General features: G+C 67.6%; 17 protein-coding genes. 6 read left to right on the top strand and 11 right to left on the bottom strand.

The genetic code is table 11. The features are described from left to right. Genes ftsY through BARAN1_RS04790 form a run of 3 tightly spaced genes read right to left on the bottom strand, consistent with a single transcriptional unit; the run spans position 1 to position 2844 of the window. On the bottom strand, positions 1-936 hold the full coding sequence (gene ftsY, locus BARAN1_RS04800; protein ID WP_122031419.1) for a signal recognition particle-docking protein FtsY: 936 nt from the start codon (positions 934-936) through the stop codon (positions 1-3). 7 nt (positions 937-943) lie between these two features. Further along, the gene (argS, locus tag BARAN1_RS04795) at positions 944-2584 is read right to left on the bottom strand and encodes an arginine--tRNA ligase (RefSeq protein ID WP_122031416.1); all 1641 of its coding nucleotides are present in this window, start codon (positions 2582-2584) and stop codon (positions 944-946) included. Continuing rightward, the gene (locus BARAN1_RS04790; RefSeq protein ID WP_122031787.1) at positions 2584-2844 is read right to left on the bottom strand and encodes a stage V sporulation protein S; all 261 of its coding nucleotides are present in this window, start codon (positions 2842-2844) and stop codon (positions 2584-2586) included. Before BARAN1_RS04790 ends, argS begins: the two co-directional genes overlap by 1 nt. A gap of 135 nt (positions 2845-2979) precedes the next feature. Here BARAN1_RS04790 and BARAN1_RS04785 point away from each other — a divergent pair, with 135 nt between their 5' ends. The 3 genes from BARAN1_RS04785 to yidD are packed head-to-tail and all read left to right on the top strand — an operon-like array spanning position 2980 to position 5476. Further along, on the top strand, positions 2980-4140 hold the full coding sequence (locus BARAN1_RS04785; protein WP_122031414.1) for a DNA polymerase IV: 1161 nt from the start codon (positions 2980-2982) through the stop codon (positions 4138-4140). 35 nt (positions 4141-4175) lie between these two features. After that, positions 4176-5270: a hypothetical protein gene (locus tag BARAN1_RS04780; protein WP_157959484.1), complete on the top strand. Its 1095-nt coding sequence runs from the start codon at positions 4176-4178 to the stop codon at positions 5268-5270. Then, a complete protein-coding gene (gene yidD, locus BARAN1_RS04775; protein ID WP_420196449.1) occupies positions 5267-5476 on the top strand; it encodes a membrane protein insertion efficiency factor YidD in 210 nt (69 codons plus the stop codon). Before BARAN1_RS04780 ends, yidD begins: the two co-directional genes overlap by 4 nt. On the opposite strand, the gene BARAN1_RS04770 is transcribed toward yidD, so the two are convergent. From BARAN1_RS04770 to BARAN1_RS04745, 6 genes are all read right to left on the bottom strand, one after another. Beyond that, positions 5458-6627 (bottom strand): M20 family metallopeptidase, encoded by a 1170-nt coding sequence (locus BARAN1_RS04770; protein ID WP_122031407.1) that lies wholly within the window; start codon positions 6625-6627, stop codon positions 5458-5460. The genes yidD and BARAN1_RS04770 overlap by 19 nt on opposite strands. Next, complete coding sequence (locus tag BARAN1_RS04765; RefSeq protein ID WP_231944298.1) at positions 6624-7763, bottom strand: S41 family peptidase; 1140 nt, start codon at positions 7761-7763, stop codon at positions 6624-6626. Before BARAN1_RS04765 ends, BARAN1_RS04770 begins: the two co-directional genes overlap by 4 nt. Before the next feature lie 5 nt (positions 7764-7768). Further along, the gene (locus BARAN1_RS04760; protein ID WP_174202508.1) at positions 7769-8848 is read right to left on the bottom strand and encodes a 6-phosphofructokinase; all 1080 of its coding nucleotides are present in this window, start codon (positions 8846-8848) and stop codon (positions 7769-7771) included. Then, on the bottom strand, positions 8841-9839 hold the full coding sequence (locus tag BARAN1_RS04755; protein WP_122031403.1) for a class II fructose-bisphosphate aldolase: 999 nt from the start codon (positions 9837-9839) through the stop codon (positions 8841-8843). The genes BARAN1_RS04760 and BARAN1_RS04755 overlap by 8 nt, the downstream gene beginning before the upstream one ends. 32 nt (positions 9840-9871) lie before the next feature. Beyond that, positions 9872-11101, bottom strand: coding sequence for a glucose-1-phosphate adenylyltransferase (glgC, locus tag BARAN1_RS04750; RefSeq protein ID WP_122031401.1), 1230 nt, complete (start codon positions 11099-11101; stop codon positions 9872-9874). A gap of 93 nt (positions 11102-11194) precedes the next feature. After that, a complete protein-coding gene (locus tag BARAN1_RS04745; RefSeq protein ID WP_122031399.1) occupies positions 11195-12709 on the bottom strand; it encodes a glycoside hydrolase family 57 protein in 1515 nt (504 codons plus the stop codon). A gap of 278 nt (positions 12710-12987) precedes the next feature. Between BARAN1_RS04745 and BARAN1_RS04740 the strand changes: the two genes are divergently transcribed. Beyond that, positions 12988-13374 carry a hypothetical protein gene (locus BARAN1_RS04740; protein WP_122031397.1) on the top strand — a complete coding sequence of 129 codons (387 nt, stop codon included), beginning with the start codon at positions 12988-12990 and terminating at the stop codon, positions 13372-13374. 28 nt (positions 13375-13402) lie between these two features. Here BARAN1_RS04740 and BARAN1_RS06525 read toward each other — a convergent pair whose 3' ends face one another. Together BARAN1_RS06525 and BARAN1_RS06870 are read right to left on the bottom strand one after the other, a co-directional pair. Further along, positions 13403-14143: a hypothetical protein gene (locus tag BARAN1_RS06525; protein ID WP_157959483.1), complete on the bottom strand. Its 741-nt coding sequence runs from the start codon at positions 14141-14143 to the stop codon at positions 13403-13405. A 130-nt stretch (positions 14144-14273) separates the two neighbouring features. Continuing rightward, positions 14274-14579: an integrase core domain-containing protein gene (locus BARAN1_RS06870; RefSeq protein WP_122031394.1), complete on the bottom strand. Its 306-nt coding sequence runs from the start codon at positions 14577-14579 to the stop codon at positions 14274-14276. Positions 14580-14859: 280 nt separating this feature from the next. On the opposite strand from BARAN1_RS06870, the gene BARAN1_RS06720 reads away from it, so the two are divergent. Next, on the top strand, positions 14860-15072 hold the full coding sequence (locus BARAN1_RS06720; RefSeq protein WP_231944242.1) for a helix-turn-helix domain-containing protein: 213 nt from the start codon (positions 14860-14862) through the stop codon (positions 15070-15072). A 110-nt stretch (positions 15073-15182) separates the two neighbouring features. Continuing rightward, the gene (locus BARAN1_RS04725) at positions 15183-15380 is read left to right on the top strand and encodes a UPF0758 domain-containing protein (RefSeq protein WP_122031388.1); all 198 of its coding nucleotides are present in this window, start codon (positions 15183-15185) and stop codon (positions 15378-15380) included. Positions 15381-15398 lie beyond the last annotated feature (18 nt).

The raw sequence follows: 15398 nt of genomic DNA, 5'->3' as shown, positions 1-15398 counted from the left end.
CTACCCCCGTACGAGCGCCCGAACGAAATCATCAGTTCGGAACGGCTCAAGTTCGTCCAGTCCTTCCCCCAGCCCGATCCAGAGGATGGGGAGGCCAAGCGCCCGCGAGATCGGGATCACCGCCCCCCCGCGGGCCGTCCCATCCAGCTTGGTCACCACCAGGCCGGTGAGCCCCACCGCCTCGTGGAAGAGCTCCGCCTGGGAGATCGCGTTTTGCCCTACGGTGGCGTCCACAACGAGGAGCCGCTCATCGGGGGGGCGACCCTGGAGGCGTTCCACCACGCGGCGCACCTTCCCCAGCTCCTCCATCAGGGGCCGCTTCGTCTGGAGGCGTCCAGCGGTGTCAACCAAGACGGCATCATACCCGGCAGTGCGGGCGTGCTCCAGCGCGTCGTGGACCACGGCGCCGGGATCGGCTCCCGGGCGATGGGCGACCACCTCGACCCCGCTCTCGCGGGCGAGGTTGACGAGCTGGTCAATGGCGGCAGCGCGGAACGTGTCCGCTGCCACGAGGAGCGGTCGTGCCCCGTCCTGGGAGAGGCGGTGGGCCACCTTGGCCACGGTCGTCGTCTTCCCCGACCCGTTCACGCCGACGAACAGGAGCACCGCCGGCCGCACGGGGGGGAGAGTGAACCCCCGCTCCGCGCCCGCGAGCGCGCCCCGCAGGGCGGCCGCGAGCGCCCCTTCCACCGCCGGCCAGTCCGCTCCCGCCGTGGCGAGGGTTGCCTCCACCTGGGCGATGATGGTCGCGGTCTCCTCCGGGCCCACATCGGCGGAGAGGAGCACCTCCTCCAGCCGGGCGAGGATCTCAGGCCCAACGGAGTCCTTCGTCCCCTGGAGCGGGCCGAGGAGGCCATCACGGGTGCGGGCCAATCCCCGTCGCAGGCGGTCCCAGATCGTGCGGGAGCCGTCATCCGCCGGCCGGTTCTCGGTCATCGGTCGCCTACATCGCTTCCGGGGCGGAGACGCCGAGAATCCCCAGGCCGCGCCCGAGGACGAGCTGGATCCCGCCAAGGAGGGCGAGCCGGGCAGGGGTGGCCGGGCCCTGCCCGAGGATCCTCACGTGGGCGTAGTAGGGGTGGAGGAGCCCGCTCAGCCCCTCCAGGTACTCGCACAAGAGGTGGGGAGCGAACTCGTGGGCCGCGACCTCCACCACGTCCGGGAAGCGGTCGAGCTCCCTGATCAAGGCGAGCTCGCGGTCGTCGGTGAGGGGGGACAGGTCCACGGTGCGGAGATCGGGCGGCCTCTCGCCCGCTCGCTCGGCTTCCCGGAATAGGGACGCGATGCGGGTATAGCCGTACTGCACGTAGTAAACTGGGTTCTCCAGGCTCGTGTCCCGCGCGAGGGCGTAGTCGAACACGAGGTGGCTTCCGGGCTTGCGCATGACCATGAAGTAGCGGGCTACGTCCCGCCCGACGTCGGCCACGAGGTCCTTCAGGCGCAGGAACCGCCCGGCGCGGGTGGACATGCGCTGAATCCCCTCCTCCCCCTTGAGGGTCACGAACTGGTGGAGGCAGTAGCGAACGAACCCGTCGGGGAGCCCGAGGAGTTTCAGGGCGAGCAGGACCTGGCGCTGCTCGTCCACATGGTCGGCCCCTTGAACGTTGATGACGAGGTCGAACCCGCGACGGGCCTTGTCCAGGTGGTAGGCGATGTCCACCAGCGTGTAGGTCGGGGTCCCGTCGGAGCGGAGGAGCACGGGGTCGCGGTCCAGCCCATGGCGGGTGCTGGCGAGCCAGAGCGCCCCGTCCTTCTCGTACACCGCCCCCCGCTGCTTGAGCCGAGCGAGCGCCTCCTGGACGAGGCCCCGCCGGTGGAGGTCGCCCTCCTTCGTCCACACGTCGAACCGGACCCCGATCGCGTCGAGGTCCTCGTGGATCATCGCCATCATCCGGGCCACGGCTTCGCTCCGGAACACGGCGCGCGCCGCCTCATCCCATCTGGGGTGGGCGTTGCCCCATGCCTGGGCGAGCTCCGCTCCGATCTCGGCGAGGTACGCCCCCTGATACCCCCCCTCCGGGATCGGCTGGTCGTCGCCCAACGCTTGGCGGTAGCGGGCCCACAGGGACTGGGCGAGGAGATCCATTTGTCTCCCCTCATCGTTCAGGTAGTACTCGCGGACTGCCCGCCAGCCGAGCTGAGCGTAGAGCTCGGCCACCACATCCCCCAGTGCGGCCTGGCGGAGGTGGCCGATGGTGAGGGGGCCGGTGGGGTTCGAGGACACGAACTCGACCTGCACCGTCTTCCCTTCCCCCTCCTCCCCCCGCCCGTAGCGGTCGCCGGAGGAGAGGATCTGCCGCAGGACAGAGTGGAGGGTCGTGGGGTGAAGGGTGAAGTTGACGAACCCGTTCGCCGGTTGGACCTTGAGGAAGGACGGATCTGCGGCGAGTCGGGCGGCGAGCTCGGCTGCGATCGTAGCCGGCGGTGCCCCGAGCTCCCGGGCGAGGAGGAACGCGACCCGCGTCGACAGGTCCCCGTGCTCCGGCCGCGTCGTCCGCTCGATGGGGACCTCCGCGGGGACCGGCTTCCCCCCCGCCGCGAGCGCCTCCACCACTGCGGCCCGCACCAAGGCTTCGAGCCGCATTACCGCTCGATCACGAACCGCATGCCCGTCTTGACCTCGCCGCCGATCTCGACGTCGATGAACCCGGGGACGACCTTGATCTCCGGCTCGCCCTCCCGCTCCACGAGCCGACGGGCAATGGCGATCGCCTTGATGGCCTGGTTCACGGCCCCCGCCCCGATGGCGTGCGCCTCGACGAGCCCCGCCGATTCCAGTGCCCCGGCGATGGCCCCCGCGACCGCGTTGGGATTGGACGTAGCTGCGACCTTGAGGATCTCCATGTTTGCCTCCTCGTTCACCCGTGCTCTGGGATGACCATGGGGACGTGGTGTGTGCGCTAGATTCTAGCGGTGTCCTCGCGGCGGGGCAACGGTGCGCCCTCCGCCTCGGGCCCCGAAACCGGCTACGATTGGCCCATGGCGCGGTGGATCCTCCACATGGACATGGACGCGTTCTTCGCTGCCGTGGAGCAGCTCGACCACCCTATGCTGCGCGGCCAGCCGGTGGTCGTGGGCGGCCTGGGACCGCGGGGCGTGGTCGCCACGGCATCGTACGAGGCGCGGGCATTTGGGGTGCACTCCGCGATGCCGATCGCCAAAGCGCGTATGCTGTGTCCCCATGCCGCGTTCGTGCCGCCCCGCTTCGCGCGGTACGAGCAGGTGGCTGGGCAGGTGTGGGCGATCCTCGCCTCGTACAGCCCCCTGGTCGAGCCTCTGTCCCTTGACGAGGCGTTCGTGGACCTCACGGGGACGGAGCGCCTGCACGGGCCGGCGGAGGAGACGGCCCACGGCCTCCACCGGCGGATCCGGGCCGAGACCGGCCTGGCGTGTTCGGTGGGCCTCGCCGGGAACAAGCTCCTCGCTAAGCTGGCGTCGGAGGCAGCCAAGCCAGGTGGGATCCATGTCGTTCACGAACAGGACGTGGAGGGCTTCCTCTCTCCCCTGCCCGTCGGCCGGTTGTGGGGGATCGGCCCGCACACCGCGAAGGTCCTCGCCGAGCGGGGGGTCCACACTGGGGGTGACCTGCGCGACGTCGATGCGAGCCTCCTTTGCTCCTGGTTTGGACCGCGGGGCGGTGCCCACCTGTGGCGGCTGGCCCGCGGCCTGGACGACTCTCCGGTCGTCCCGGCGCGGGAGGCGAAGTCCATCTCCCAGGAGGTGACCTACCCCGAGGACCTGTTCCAGGAGGAGGTCATCGCGGGTGAGGTGCGGCAGCTCGCGGTCGCCCTGGCGGCCCGGTTGGTCGAGGAGCGGCTGCTCGCGACCACGGTGCGGGTCAAGATCCGGTGGGCGGACTTCACCACCCGCACCCGGCAAGTCCAACTCCCGGAGCCGACGGATCACCCCGTGCTCATCGCCGACGAGGCGGTGGCGCTCCTCGACCGGGGTGGGCTCCACGCCGAGAGCGGGGTCCGCCTCCTCGGGGTCGGGCTGGCCGGGCTTGTCCCGGCGACGTTTCGCCCTGAGCACCTGTTCGCTCCCTCGGCGCTCACGGACGCCCTGCGCGAGGTCCTCTCCCGCCATGGGCCGGAGCGTCTCACCCTCGGATTCCCCGGCGGGGACCGCCGGCCGAGCTAGGGTATACTGCGGTCGTGGCGCGGGGAGGGGGAATGATGAAGCGGCTAGGGGGGATTGCGGCAGCGATCGGGGTCGCCGTGACCGGGTTCGGGGTTGGACTCTGCGAATACCGGACCCCAACCACGGAGTTCCTCCAGGGGAAGGTGTCGTTCTTCTACCAACACACGGATGACCCCACCACCCCCAGCGTGGACCTCAGCTCGGGCTGGCTATCGTTCGATGCCCGACGGCAGTACGACAGCATGACGGAGGGGTTCACCCTCGCGGGGAGTGGCCAGGTGGGGTTCGCGGAGCTGAGCCTGACGCAGGCGGAGGTTGGCGCAAGCGGTGCGGTGCGGCAGTACCTGGAGAGCCCTCTCCCCCTGTTCACCTTCGGGGGCTTCGCGGCGACCCTGGATACCGCCTTCCCCCAACCGCGGGTGGAGGCCCAGGCTGGACTGGGGTACGGCCGGTTCTACGACGTGACCCCGCTCGCCAAGGCGCTCCAGATCGAGGGACAGCTGCTGACGCGGGGCATCCTGCCGGTGCCCCTGACCGATGCGAACCTCCTCGCCGTGGCCAAGTCCATCGGGCAGCGGGTGGAGGGGGAGGTGGTGGCGGAGCGGGTGGCCGCGGTGGTGTCGCTCATCGAGGCGGAGGCCGGGCGGGAGCTCGATCCGACCACGGTCCTCCTGATCGAGGAGGCCCTCGCGGCCACGGGCCGGGAGAGGTACTGCGGGTGGACGGTGCAGGCGGGCTTCGCCCACGAGCTCCTGGATCCCAACGGGGCGACCCGTGACTTCCTCCTCTCCCTGGCCCTCGACGCCGCCCTTGCCCCCGAACCGAACTCCCAGCTCCTCTTCAGGGCCCGGGTCTCAGGCCCGTACTGGATCACCGAGCAGTACACCCTCGCCCTGGACGTGACGTTCGATGTCCAGCTCGACAGCGCGATCAGCTTCTCCACCCGCTACAGCCTGTTCCAGGACAAGCCGCTCGGCCAGCTCCCCGCCGGCCGGCAGTCGGCCTCGTTCCAGCTCGAGATCAGCCAGCGCTGGGTGGGCATGACCTTGCAGATGGAATTCGTGAAGCTGGCGGAGGCCCCGGCGTGGAAGCAGAGCATCGTCATCACCGCCACCGCGCACCTGTGGTGAGGCGGGTGCTCATCCTCCCGCTCGTCGTCTACCAGCGGGCCGTGTCCCCCTTCCTCCCCCGCCGCTGCCGGTTCGTCCCCTCGTGCTCGGAGTACGCCCGGGAGGCCATCCTCCGGTACGGCCCCCTCCGCGGAGGATGGCTCGCCCTGCGGCGGCTCGTCCGCTGCGGGCCGTGGCACCCCGGCGGCTACGATCCCGTCCCCTGACCCTCGCTGAACTCGCGCGCCACGTCCGCCATCAGGGCGGGGTTCGTCCATAGGTCGAGGCACACCGCGGCGAGGGCCTTGGCGGCAGCGATCATCGCCGCTCGCGCCGGCTCCGCTCGGGCTGCCTCACAGAACGCGCGGGAGTGCCCGGGCACGGTGCCCTCCGCAATGCGGATGTAGGGGTGGATCGCGGGGACCTCCCACGACACGTCCCCCATGTCCGTGGACCCCACGCCTCCCGTGGGCTCCTCCACGGGGAACCCGAGGGGGGCGAGGTGCTCGGCGAACGCGTGAGCGAGGGCGCGGTTGGGGCGGATCGCCTTGTAGGCATGGCCCACGAGGCGGAACTCGAGCCGAGCCCCCGTGGCCAGAGCTGCCCCCTCTGCGCACCGCCGCAGCTTCTCCACCAGCTCGTCCCGGTACCCATTGTCGGATGCGCGGACGTAGAACCGGGCCGCGGCGTGCTCCGGGACGATGTTCGGCTTGAGGCCCCCGTGGGTGATGATCCCGTGGATGCGCGCCCCGTCGCGGATGTGCTGGCGGAGGGCGTTTAGGCCGACGAACGTCTGGATCACCGCATCGAGGGCATTGACCCCCTTGTCCGGCTCGGACGAGGCGTGGGCGGCCACCCCATGGAACTCGATCCCAACCTCGGTGATGGCGAGCGAGCCCCGGTCCACGACGGTCTGGTCTGAGGGGTGGACCATCATCGCTGCGTCCAGGTCCCGGAACAGGCCGGCCTCGATGAGCTTGATCTTGCCGCCGCCTCCCTCCTCGGCGGGGGTGCCGAGGACGAGGAGCGCTCCTGGGAGGTCCTTCTTGACTGGGGCGAGGCCGAGCGCGGCCCCCACCGCGATCGCGGCGATCAGGTTGTGGCCGCAGGCGTGCCCGAGCTCAGGCAGGGCGTCGTACTCCGCGAGGAGCGCCACCCGCGGCCCTGGCTTTGCGGCGGGGTGGACGGCGCGGAACGCGGTCGGGATCCCGCCCGCTCCCCGTTCAACGCGGAACCCGCCCCCCTCCAGGGCCTCCGCCAGCCACGCCGCGGCCTGGTGTTCCTCGAACCCGAGCTCAGGGTGGTCGTGGATGCGCAGGGCGAGGTCCCATAGCTGAGGCCCAAGCTCATCGATCCTCTTCCAGACCTGCTCTTTCATCGTCCCGCTCCCACCGGGATGGGGGCCCCGTCTCGGATCCAGGCGAGAGCGGCCTCGAGCTCGGGATCCCCTTCCTCTCCCTCGGTCCGTTCGACGAGGATCTCCGGGGTCAGGCCGACATCGTGGACGGTCCGTCCGAGTGGGGTGAAGTACTCACCGGTGGTGAGCTTGATCGCTCCCCCGTCGGGGAGGCGCATCACGATCTCCTGGACGAGCCCTTTGCCGAACGTGGGTCGGCCGACGAGGATGCCCATGCTGTGATCTTGGATCGCTCCGGCCATGATCTCCGCTGCGGACGCGGTCCCCTCGTTGACCATGATCGCCACGGGGATGTTGGGGACGCTGTTTCCACGCGAGCTGTAGGTGCGCTCCCCGAACGATGGGCCCTGGACGCGAACGATGGGCCCGCGGTCCACGAAGTAGCTCGCCGACTCCACCGCTGCGGATAGGATCCCTCCCGGGTTGTTGCGGAGGTCGATCACGATGCCGGCTAGGTCTTGGAGCGGGAACGAGAACAGCGCCCTCCCGAGGAGCCCCGGGGTATCGAAGTCGAACCTCAAGATCTGGACGTAGCCGACCTTCTCCTCCGCCCGGTACTCGGAGCACACGGACTCGATCTGGATCTTCTGCCGGACGAGGGGGATCTCCTCGACGGTGCCGTCGTCGTGCTGGACCGTGAGGACGACCACCGTCCCCTCCGGGCCGCGGATGTGCGACGACGCCTTCTCCAGGGTCCAACCCTCGGTCAGTTCCCCGTCCACGGCCTGGATCCAATCCCCGGGGCGGATCCCCCCCGCTTCGGCCGGGGTCCCCGGGAACGGTGCCACCACCGTGATGCGGCCGTCGCGGAGGGTGATCTCGATCCCCACCCCGGAGTACTCCCCGGACAGGGACTCCTCCCAGCTCTGGTACTCCTCGGGGGTGAAGAAGGTGGAGTACGGGTCGCCCAAGGACTCCACCACCCCCCTGATCGCCCCATGGAGGAGGGTCGAGTCGGAGATCTTATCGGCTCGGTAGTAGTAATCGTGGATGAGCTGGTAGACCTGCCCGAGCGGGGAGAACAGGGTATCGCCGGGGGCGGCGCCAATGGCGAGCACGCCCACGAGCAGCAACGCGACGAACGACTTCCGCACCATCTCGCTCACCTCACTCCGATGTTTCGGGCCAGTTCAAGGTACTCCCTCGGCACCGGCTTCGGGCACCCGGCGAGGGCCGCGGCCAGGGGGACCGGCCCCACGTCCGTGCCATGGAAGCCGACCATCGCATCGTACTGCCCGGCGCAGGCGAGCTCCACCGCGGCGACCCCCAACCGGGTCGCGAGGAGGCGATCGAACGGGGTGGCGCCGCCGCCCCGCTGCAGGTAGGAGAGGACGGTCACCCGCGGGGTCAACGGGAGGCCCGTCTTCTCCAGTTCCGCCGCGAGCCAATACCCTACGCCGCCCAGTTGGGCGTGGCCGAACGCGTCCGTTCTGGCCTCCTCGGCCACCGGGCGGCTCCCGAGCTCGAGCGGCCGAGCGCCCTCGGCGACGACGATGATCGAGAACCGCCGCCCGGCGTCGAGCCGCCACTGGAGCGCTTCCTCCACCTGGGGGACCGAGAACGGTTCCTCGGGGGCGAGGATCACGTCTGCCCCGCCGGCCAGCCCGCCGAGGACCGCGATCCACCCCGCGTCGCGCCCCATGACCTCCACGATCAGCACCCGGTGATGGGCATGGGCCGTGGTGTGCAGCCGGTCGAGGGCCTCCGTGACCACGGCGAGTGCCGAGTGGAACCCGATCGCGTAGTCCGTGCCGCCGATGTCGTTGTCGATCGTCTGGGGGATCCCCACCGCCCGCACGCCGTGGCTCGCCAGTCGGTGGGCCACGCCGAGGGTGTCATCCCCCCCGATGGCGAGCACCGCATCCACCCGCCGCCGGTTCAGGGTGTCCAGGATCCGGTCCACTTTTGGGGTGGGCGTCCATGTTCCGGTCGCTGGATCCTTCTCGTACGGGTTCGTGCGCGAGGTGCCGAGGATCGTGCCTCCGATGTGCAGGATCCCCGCGACCTCGCTCCGGCCGAGCGGCACGAGGTCGTCCTCCACCGCTCCCCGCCAGCCGTCGCGGAACCCGACCACCGCGAGGCCTGCCGGCTCGGCGCGCCGCACGATGGCCCGGATCGCCGCATTGATCCCCGGGGAGTCACCGCCCCCCGTGAGGACCCCGATCCTCTTCACGCTAGGCATAGAGAGACCTCCCTCCTGAACCGACCTGGGCGATCATGTCCGTCGCGACGGAGCAGATCGCCTCCTGGATCTCCTTCCCCACCACCCGGGGGTCGAACAGCTTCTTGTTGGGGCGCCACGGGCTTCCCCCGGCATCAAACGTGATCGGATCGAACGCCACCCCTCTAGGGGGGAGGATCTCTGCGCGGTGGTCGGCGAAGAACTCCGCCGCGGTGCGGGCGTACACGTACTGGTAGGTGGTGTCCTTGTTCACCTTGCACACGCCCGCCGCGACGAGGGCCCCGACCTGAGAAGAGGACAGCCCCGATGCCCCATGGAGGACGAGCGGGCGCGGCCGGCGGCCCGCCCGTAGCCGGTCCGAGATCGCGCGCGCGAGGTCCACGCGTAAGGAGAGCTCCCGCCCTGCCGAGACCCCGTGCTCGGTCCCCACCGAGACCGCGAGGAGATCGACCTCGGTCTCCGCGACGAACTGAAGGGCCTGTTCTGGGTCAGTGTAGAACGCGGCGTCGGAGACGATCTCGTCCTCCGCGCCCCGGATCACCCCCAACTCCCCCTCCACGAGGACCCCATAGGGCTGGGCGAGCTCGACCACGGCCCGCGTCGCGCGCACGTTGTCCGCGAACGGGAGCGCCGAGGCATCCACCATCACCGATGAGCAGAGGCCCTCGGCGAGGGCGGGGCGGATGAACCCGTCGCTCTGGTCGGGCGTGACGTGGTCGAGGTTCACGAACACCCCGATCTTCGCGTCCGCGGCCACCGCCTGGACGTAGCGGACGAGGGCCCGCAGTCCAGCGAGGGGGCGGCCCCCCCCGGCGAACTTTGCGGCCCCGACCGACACTTGGACCAATAGATCGCTTCTCGCTTGCTCGTAGGCGGCGAGGAGCCCGAGGAGGACATTCGGCTCAGCGAAGTTGTTGGCGATGAGGGCGAACCGCTCCTCGTGAGCGCGACGGTACACCTGTGCCAGTTCTCTTCCTCCCAAGTAGGGCATAGGACGGCCTCCTTCCTCCCGTAATGATACCGCTAGAAGCGAGCTTCCTTGGGGAGGACGACGATCCCGGCCTCGGTGATGGTGAACCGAGCTCGGTCCGTTTCGGGATCGTACCCGATCCTCTCCCCGGGGGGGATGCGCACCCCCTTATCCACGATCGCGCGGCGGATCCTCGCCCCCCGCCCCACGTCCACCCCCGCCAACAGGACCGAGTCCTCAACGGTGGCGTAGCTGTTCACGCGGACCCCCGGCGAGAGGACCGACCGCGCCACGTGCGACCCAGACACGATGGAGCCTGGGGAGAGGAGCGAGTTCACTGCGGTTCCAGTGCGGTCCGGCTCATCATGGACCGTCTTGGCGGGGGGCCAAGGCTCGTGGTAGGTGTGGATGGGCCATTCCCTGTCATAGAGGTTGAACTTGGGGGTGATGGCGACGAGGTCCATGTGGGCCTCCCAGTACGCATCCAGGGTCCCCACATCCCTCCAGTAGGGAAGGGGGTTCTTGTTCGCACGCTCGAGTGGGAAGGCGAACACCCGATCCTCGCCCACCATGCGGTTGATGACGTCCCGGCCGAAGTCATGCGAGGAGTCCGCGGTCTGGGCGTCCTCTTCGAGCCGCCGGGCGAGGACCTCGGGTCGGAACACATAGATCCCCATCGAGGCCAGGCACACCGCCGGATCGGTGGGGGACGGGGCGGGCTGGGCTGGCTTCTCCTGGAAGTGGAGCACGCTGCCCTCGCCATTGACCACGAGGACCCCGAGCTCGCCCGCGGCCTCCGCGAGGGGCACCGCCACCACCCCCACCGTGAGATCGGCCTCCCGTTCCTGGTGGAACCGCACCATGGGCCGGTAGTCCATCTTGTACACGTGGTCCCCGGCGAGGATGAGGATCGCCTCGGGAGCCCCTTGCTCCATGGCGAACCGCTCGACCGAGTACCAGTTTTGATAGATTGCATCAGCAGTTCCGAGGTACCAGTGCTCGGCCGCGCGCTGTTGGGGAGGGACGGTGATGAGGAACTCCCCCAGCGCAGGGCTGAAGATGCTCCACCCGATTTGGATGTGCCGCTCCAGGGACAGGGACTTGTACTGGGTGAGGACGAGGATGTGGCGGAGCCCGGAGTGGAGGCAGTTGGTGAGGGTAAAGTCGATGATGCGGTACAGGCCAGCAAAGGGGACCGCCGGTTTGGCCCGATCGCGGGTCAAGGGATAGAGCCTTTGCCCGCGGCCGCCCGCCAGCACGAACGCCAGTACGCCGCTCACCATGCCCTCCCCGTGCGAGTAACCCCGGCTGCGTTCTCGCACCGCCCGTACTTTACCGGGCGTGGTCCCCGGCCGCACGGGGCCGCGATCCCCGGCTCAACCGAGGTCGGGTGGGATGGGGAGGCCGATCTCGCCGTAGGCAGCGGCGACGTGACCTCGAAACACGCGGTCGAACACGGGTTCGTGGGCAGAAGTGTGGTGCGGACCATACCACCAGAACCAGTCGCTTCCCTCCGCGACGAGGAGGTGGTCGCGAGCCCGCGCCCGCGCCGCGGGATCCGGGCAGGACCGGACCGCATCGAGCGCCCGTGCGAGGTGGCTCCAGGCCGCGTTCTGCTGGGGGTGGCCGATCCACGTGCGGAAGTCGGCGTCGATCCACGATCCGGGCCACAGATCGGGCAGGGTCCGCGGGACGGAGGGCCGCGGATCGAGGTACCCCGACACCGTGGTCGGCACGAGGTCGGGGGAGGAGCGAACGAGGCGGTACAGGGCCTCCAAGAAGGGCTGGCCGTTCCGCTCGTAGAAGTCCCAGGCGTTCTCGCCGTCCATGGCGATGAGGACGAGCGGGGGTGCATCCCCGCGCCACGTCTGGCCGATCTCCCGTAGCCGCCGGACGAGGTCCTCGGCCGCGTCGGCCGCCGGCCAGCGGTGGTAGTCGAACCCGATGAGGTTCGAGAGGTACGTGTCGCGGAACAGGATCGTCAGTTCGCCCCTACCGGTCGCGAAGCGCCACGGGCGGTACAGGTCCTCGCGGTGGGGAGGTCGGCCGAGCGAGCGGGCGAGGATCGCCCCGTCGGTCGCGATCCAGCGCACCCCGGCCTGGGCGAACACCGCGGCCGCGTCCGTGCTCACCGCCCCCTCCGCCGGCCACATCCCGAGGGGGCGGCCCCCGAACGTGGCCTCGTGGTGGGCGAGGGCCCGGAGGACCTGCTCGCGGGCGTCGTCCGGGGCGGCGAGGGGCGGGATCGGGTCGCTCGGCTGCGCCCGGTGGGCGACCTGGGAGTCGAGGAGCAGGGGGAGGATCGGATGGTAGAACGGCGTCGCCGTGAGCTCGACCAGCCCCTCCGCTGCGAGGGCCCGGTAGCGGGGGAGGACCTCGCCCACGAGGCGGCGATGGACGCCGGACAGATACTCCAGGTCGTCGTGCGCGAACCGGCCGCGCTGCGCCAGATCCCGGAGCGAGGGATCCCCATCGAGGACGGTCTGGCCGATCCACGAGAGGAGGAACCATCCCCACAACGCCCGCTCCCCCTCCGGCGTGACGGCGGCCGCCCGCAGGCGATTGAGATCCGGGACCGGAAGCCCCCGCCGCGCCACCGGGAGCGGGATTGCGCCGGAGAGGAGGTCGCGTACAGCCCCCTCCCCCGCCGTGGCGGGGAAGTAGCCATCGCTCAAGGAACCCGCGGCGTACCGGGTCAGCTGCTCCGTCAGGCAGGGGGTAAAGTTCACCGTCACGGGGACCTCGCCCCGCCCGATGAACGCCGCCATGTCCGTGTAGTCCTTCGTCGCCCGGAGGCGGGTCCAGGGGAGGAGGTTCTCTCCGCTCCCCGGGAGGGCGTACCACGGTTGGTGCATGTGCCACAGGAACGCGACGTGGACCTTGGATCCCATCGGCGGGCGATGGTACCCGAGGCTTGCCCCCAAGCCAACCGGGCCTAGCGGAGGGTGAGCTCCTGTATCGGTCCGTGCGTCTTAAGGCGATGCATTATACTGGCAAGACCGGCACACTCGATGTGCGCCAAAGGCAATGCATGGTCATCACTTTTGGCGCCGGGGGTGGTAGACTTGCCTTAGGGCTCGTCCGCCATCCTGGCGCCTGGCGGTGGAGCAGCTACCGAGCAACAGCCGGGGAAGAAGAACCCCCGGACTTTCTCGCCACGGATTGGGTATTGTCCCAATTTCACCAGGACCGTGCTCGGGCGGAGAAGGAATATCGGAAGTTTGTCAAGGAGGGGCGCGGGATCGACGTCTGGGCCGATCTTCGCGGTGGGGTGATCCTGGGAACGGAGCGGTTCGTGGAGGCGCTGGAACCGCTATTGCGAGGGAGGTCCTCCGCGGTGGAGATTCCCCGGAGGGAGAGGCTGGTGACCCGGCCCAAACTAGAGGAGCTCTTTTCCGGCATCAAGGACAAGTCCGATCGAAATGAACGGATCTATCAAGCCGTTCGTGTTTACGGGTATACCCTCAAGGAAGTGGCAAATGCATTGGGGTTGTACTATTCGACGGTGAGCATCATCACCAACCGGGTGGCGGAGGCGAGGAAACACCAAAAATGAAGACCTGACCCTCATGACCTCACTCAACTCACCATTCAGACTGCGGCGCTTCATAGAAATCATCCGCCACTTTAGGCAAATTGCTATGAAGAAAATTACTCCAGTTGATTTTGTTTGCCGTATCTCTGGACATTTCTATTCCCATAACAGCCTTCATTTTTGTGTTTCCATATTTATCAGTAACCGGCCGACCCCAAACGATGGTGACCACCTTTGCTCTACCATCAGCAAATATCGCCTTAAAAACGTTAGTTGCATCAAACAGCATTACAGTCCTTACTAAATTAATCGTTAGGTTATCGTCAGCGACCAAAGAAATTACCGGCTTAGACTCATCGCCATTCTCGAAATCGATCCCCGCAACCCGTGGCAGATTCAAATTTGATTCTGCGCCGATTTCTGCCTCCACCGTGCTTTTAAGCCATTCCTGGTATGGTTTTGGTTTTTCCTCTTTTTGAAACACTTGTTCCTCTTCTATAGGGGTAACCGCCGATTGTTCCGGAGTGGAAGGTTGCTCGATTTCTTGCTCTGGTTTTTGCTCTTGTTCTTGTTGAAGAGACACGGGTTCGCTAACCTCTGCAACCTGCTGTCCTGCATTATATCCATCTGGCACTGACCATATCCCCGTAACTACTCCAACTATAAACAGAACTAACGACGCAGCACCAATTATCCAAAGCCTTTTCTTGCCCCCGTCGCGTTTAAAGATAGATCTAACAATCAGCATAACTAAGGTTACAACTATTCCAGCCACGCCAAACAATGCCATAACCCAGCAAAACAGCCATGCGGAAAACCTCCTTCTAAGACTGCTTTCTGGCCTCCAGTTCTTCCCAACGGGTTTGTTTGGACTTGACTAGCTTGAGCATTGGTATTACCTCCTTTTAGACTGTACCTCCTTACATTTCACTCGTCATCATCTTCCTCCGGCAACCAGAATTCACCACAGCCGTTCGGGCACGCCGGCCCTGCGCCCCTGTGGCGGAACCACTTTTACCCCCCCCGTTTTCCGCTACCGTTTCGGGGATAAACCCTATATTTACAAGATACTCCATGGGCGATCGATAGTCAAGGCTAGAGTGCCTGCGCTCGCAGTTGTAGTAGTCCATCTGCCTCCCGATCACCCACTCCAGCTCCTCCAACGTCGCCGCGTCTAGAAACAGCGACACGTTCTCCCCCTTAAAGTGGGCCCAGAACGACTCCATCCAGTGAAGTGAAGGGGTCAGGTCTTCACCTTTGGTGTTAGGCGCGACACACTTGGCGTGTGGCACGCCCGTTACGCATCGAATATGAGGGCGCGGTGTGCCACATCAAAAGCCGTGGTAATGACCGCCAAGATATCTTCCTGGACGACGAAGACCGGTTGAGCTTCTTGAAGGTCCTGGAGGACGTCGTCACACGGTACAACTGGATCTGTCACGCCTCCTGTTTGATGCCAAACCACTGTCACCGGCCTGTGCAGACGCGCTCAACCAATCCCAGGGGATGCAGGTCCTCAACGGGGCCTACCCCCCGGGCTTCAACCGCCGGAACAACCGGCTGGGGCACGTCCTGCGTGGTGGAGGCCGCGGATACACCCTCAAGGAGATCGCCGAGGCCTTGGGCCTCCAGTACGCCACGGTCAGCCGTCGGCGAGAGAGGCGCGAGGCGGGGCCGTCGTACTGTGAGATCTGTCTCTGCGCTATTGTTTCGGGGTGAATGAGCCGGGCGGAGGGCTACGATTTGGGGGCAGGGGGCTACGATGGGGATCAAGGACCTCCCGGAGATGGATCGGCCGCAGAAGCTCCGCGCCCGCGGGTCCCAAGGCGTTGTCGGACGCCGAATTCCTCGCCGTCCTCATCCGCACCGGGACGAGGGGGAAGAGCGCGGTCGAGCTGGCCCAAGCGCGCCTGGAGGACGCCGGTCCGCAGCTCGCGCGGTGGAGCGGGGACGACCTCGCCCCCCCCCGCCAGCTCGTCGAGGCGGGGAAGATCTGGGGATCGAGGTCCTCGTCCACATCATCGTGACGAAGACGAATCACACCT

The organism is Candidatus Bipolaricaulis anaerobius, assembly GCF_900465355.1.
GTDB classification, from domain to species: domain Bacteria; phylum Bipolaricaulota; class Bipolaricaulia; order Bipolaricaulales; family Bipolaricaulaceae; genus Bipolaricaulis; species Bipolaricaulis anaerobius.
The sequence above is the reverse complement of the archived record's forward strand: the minus strand, read 5'-3'. Positions and strand labels throughout refer to the sequence as shown.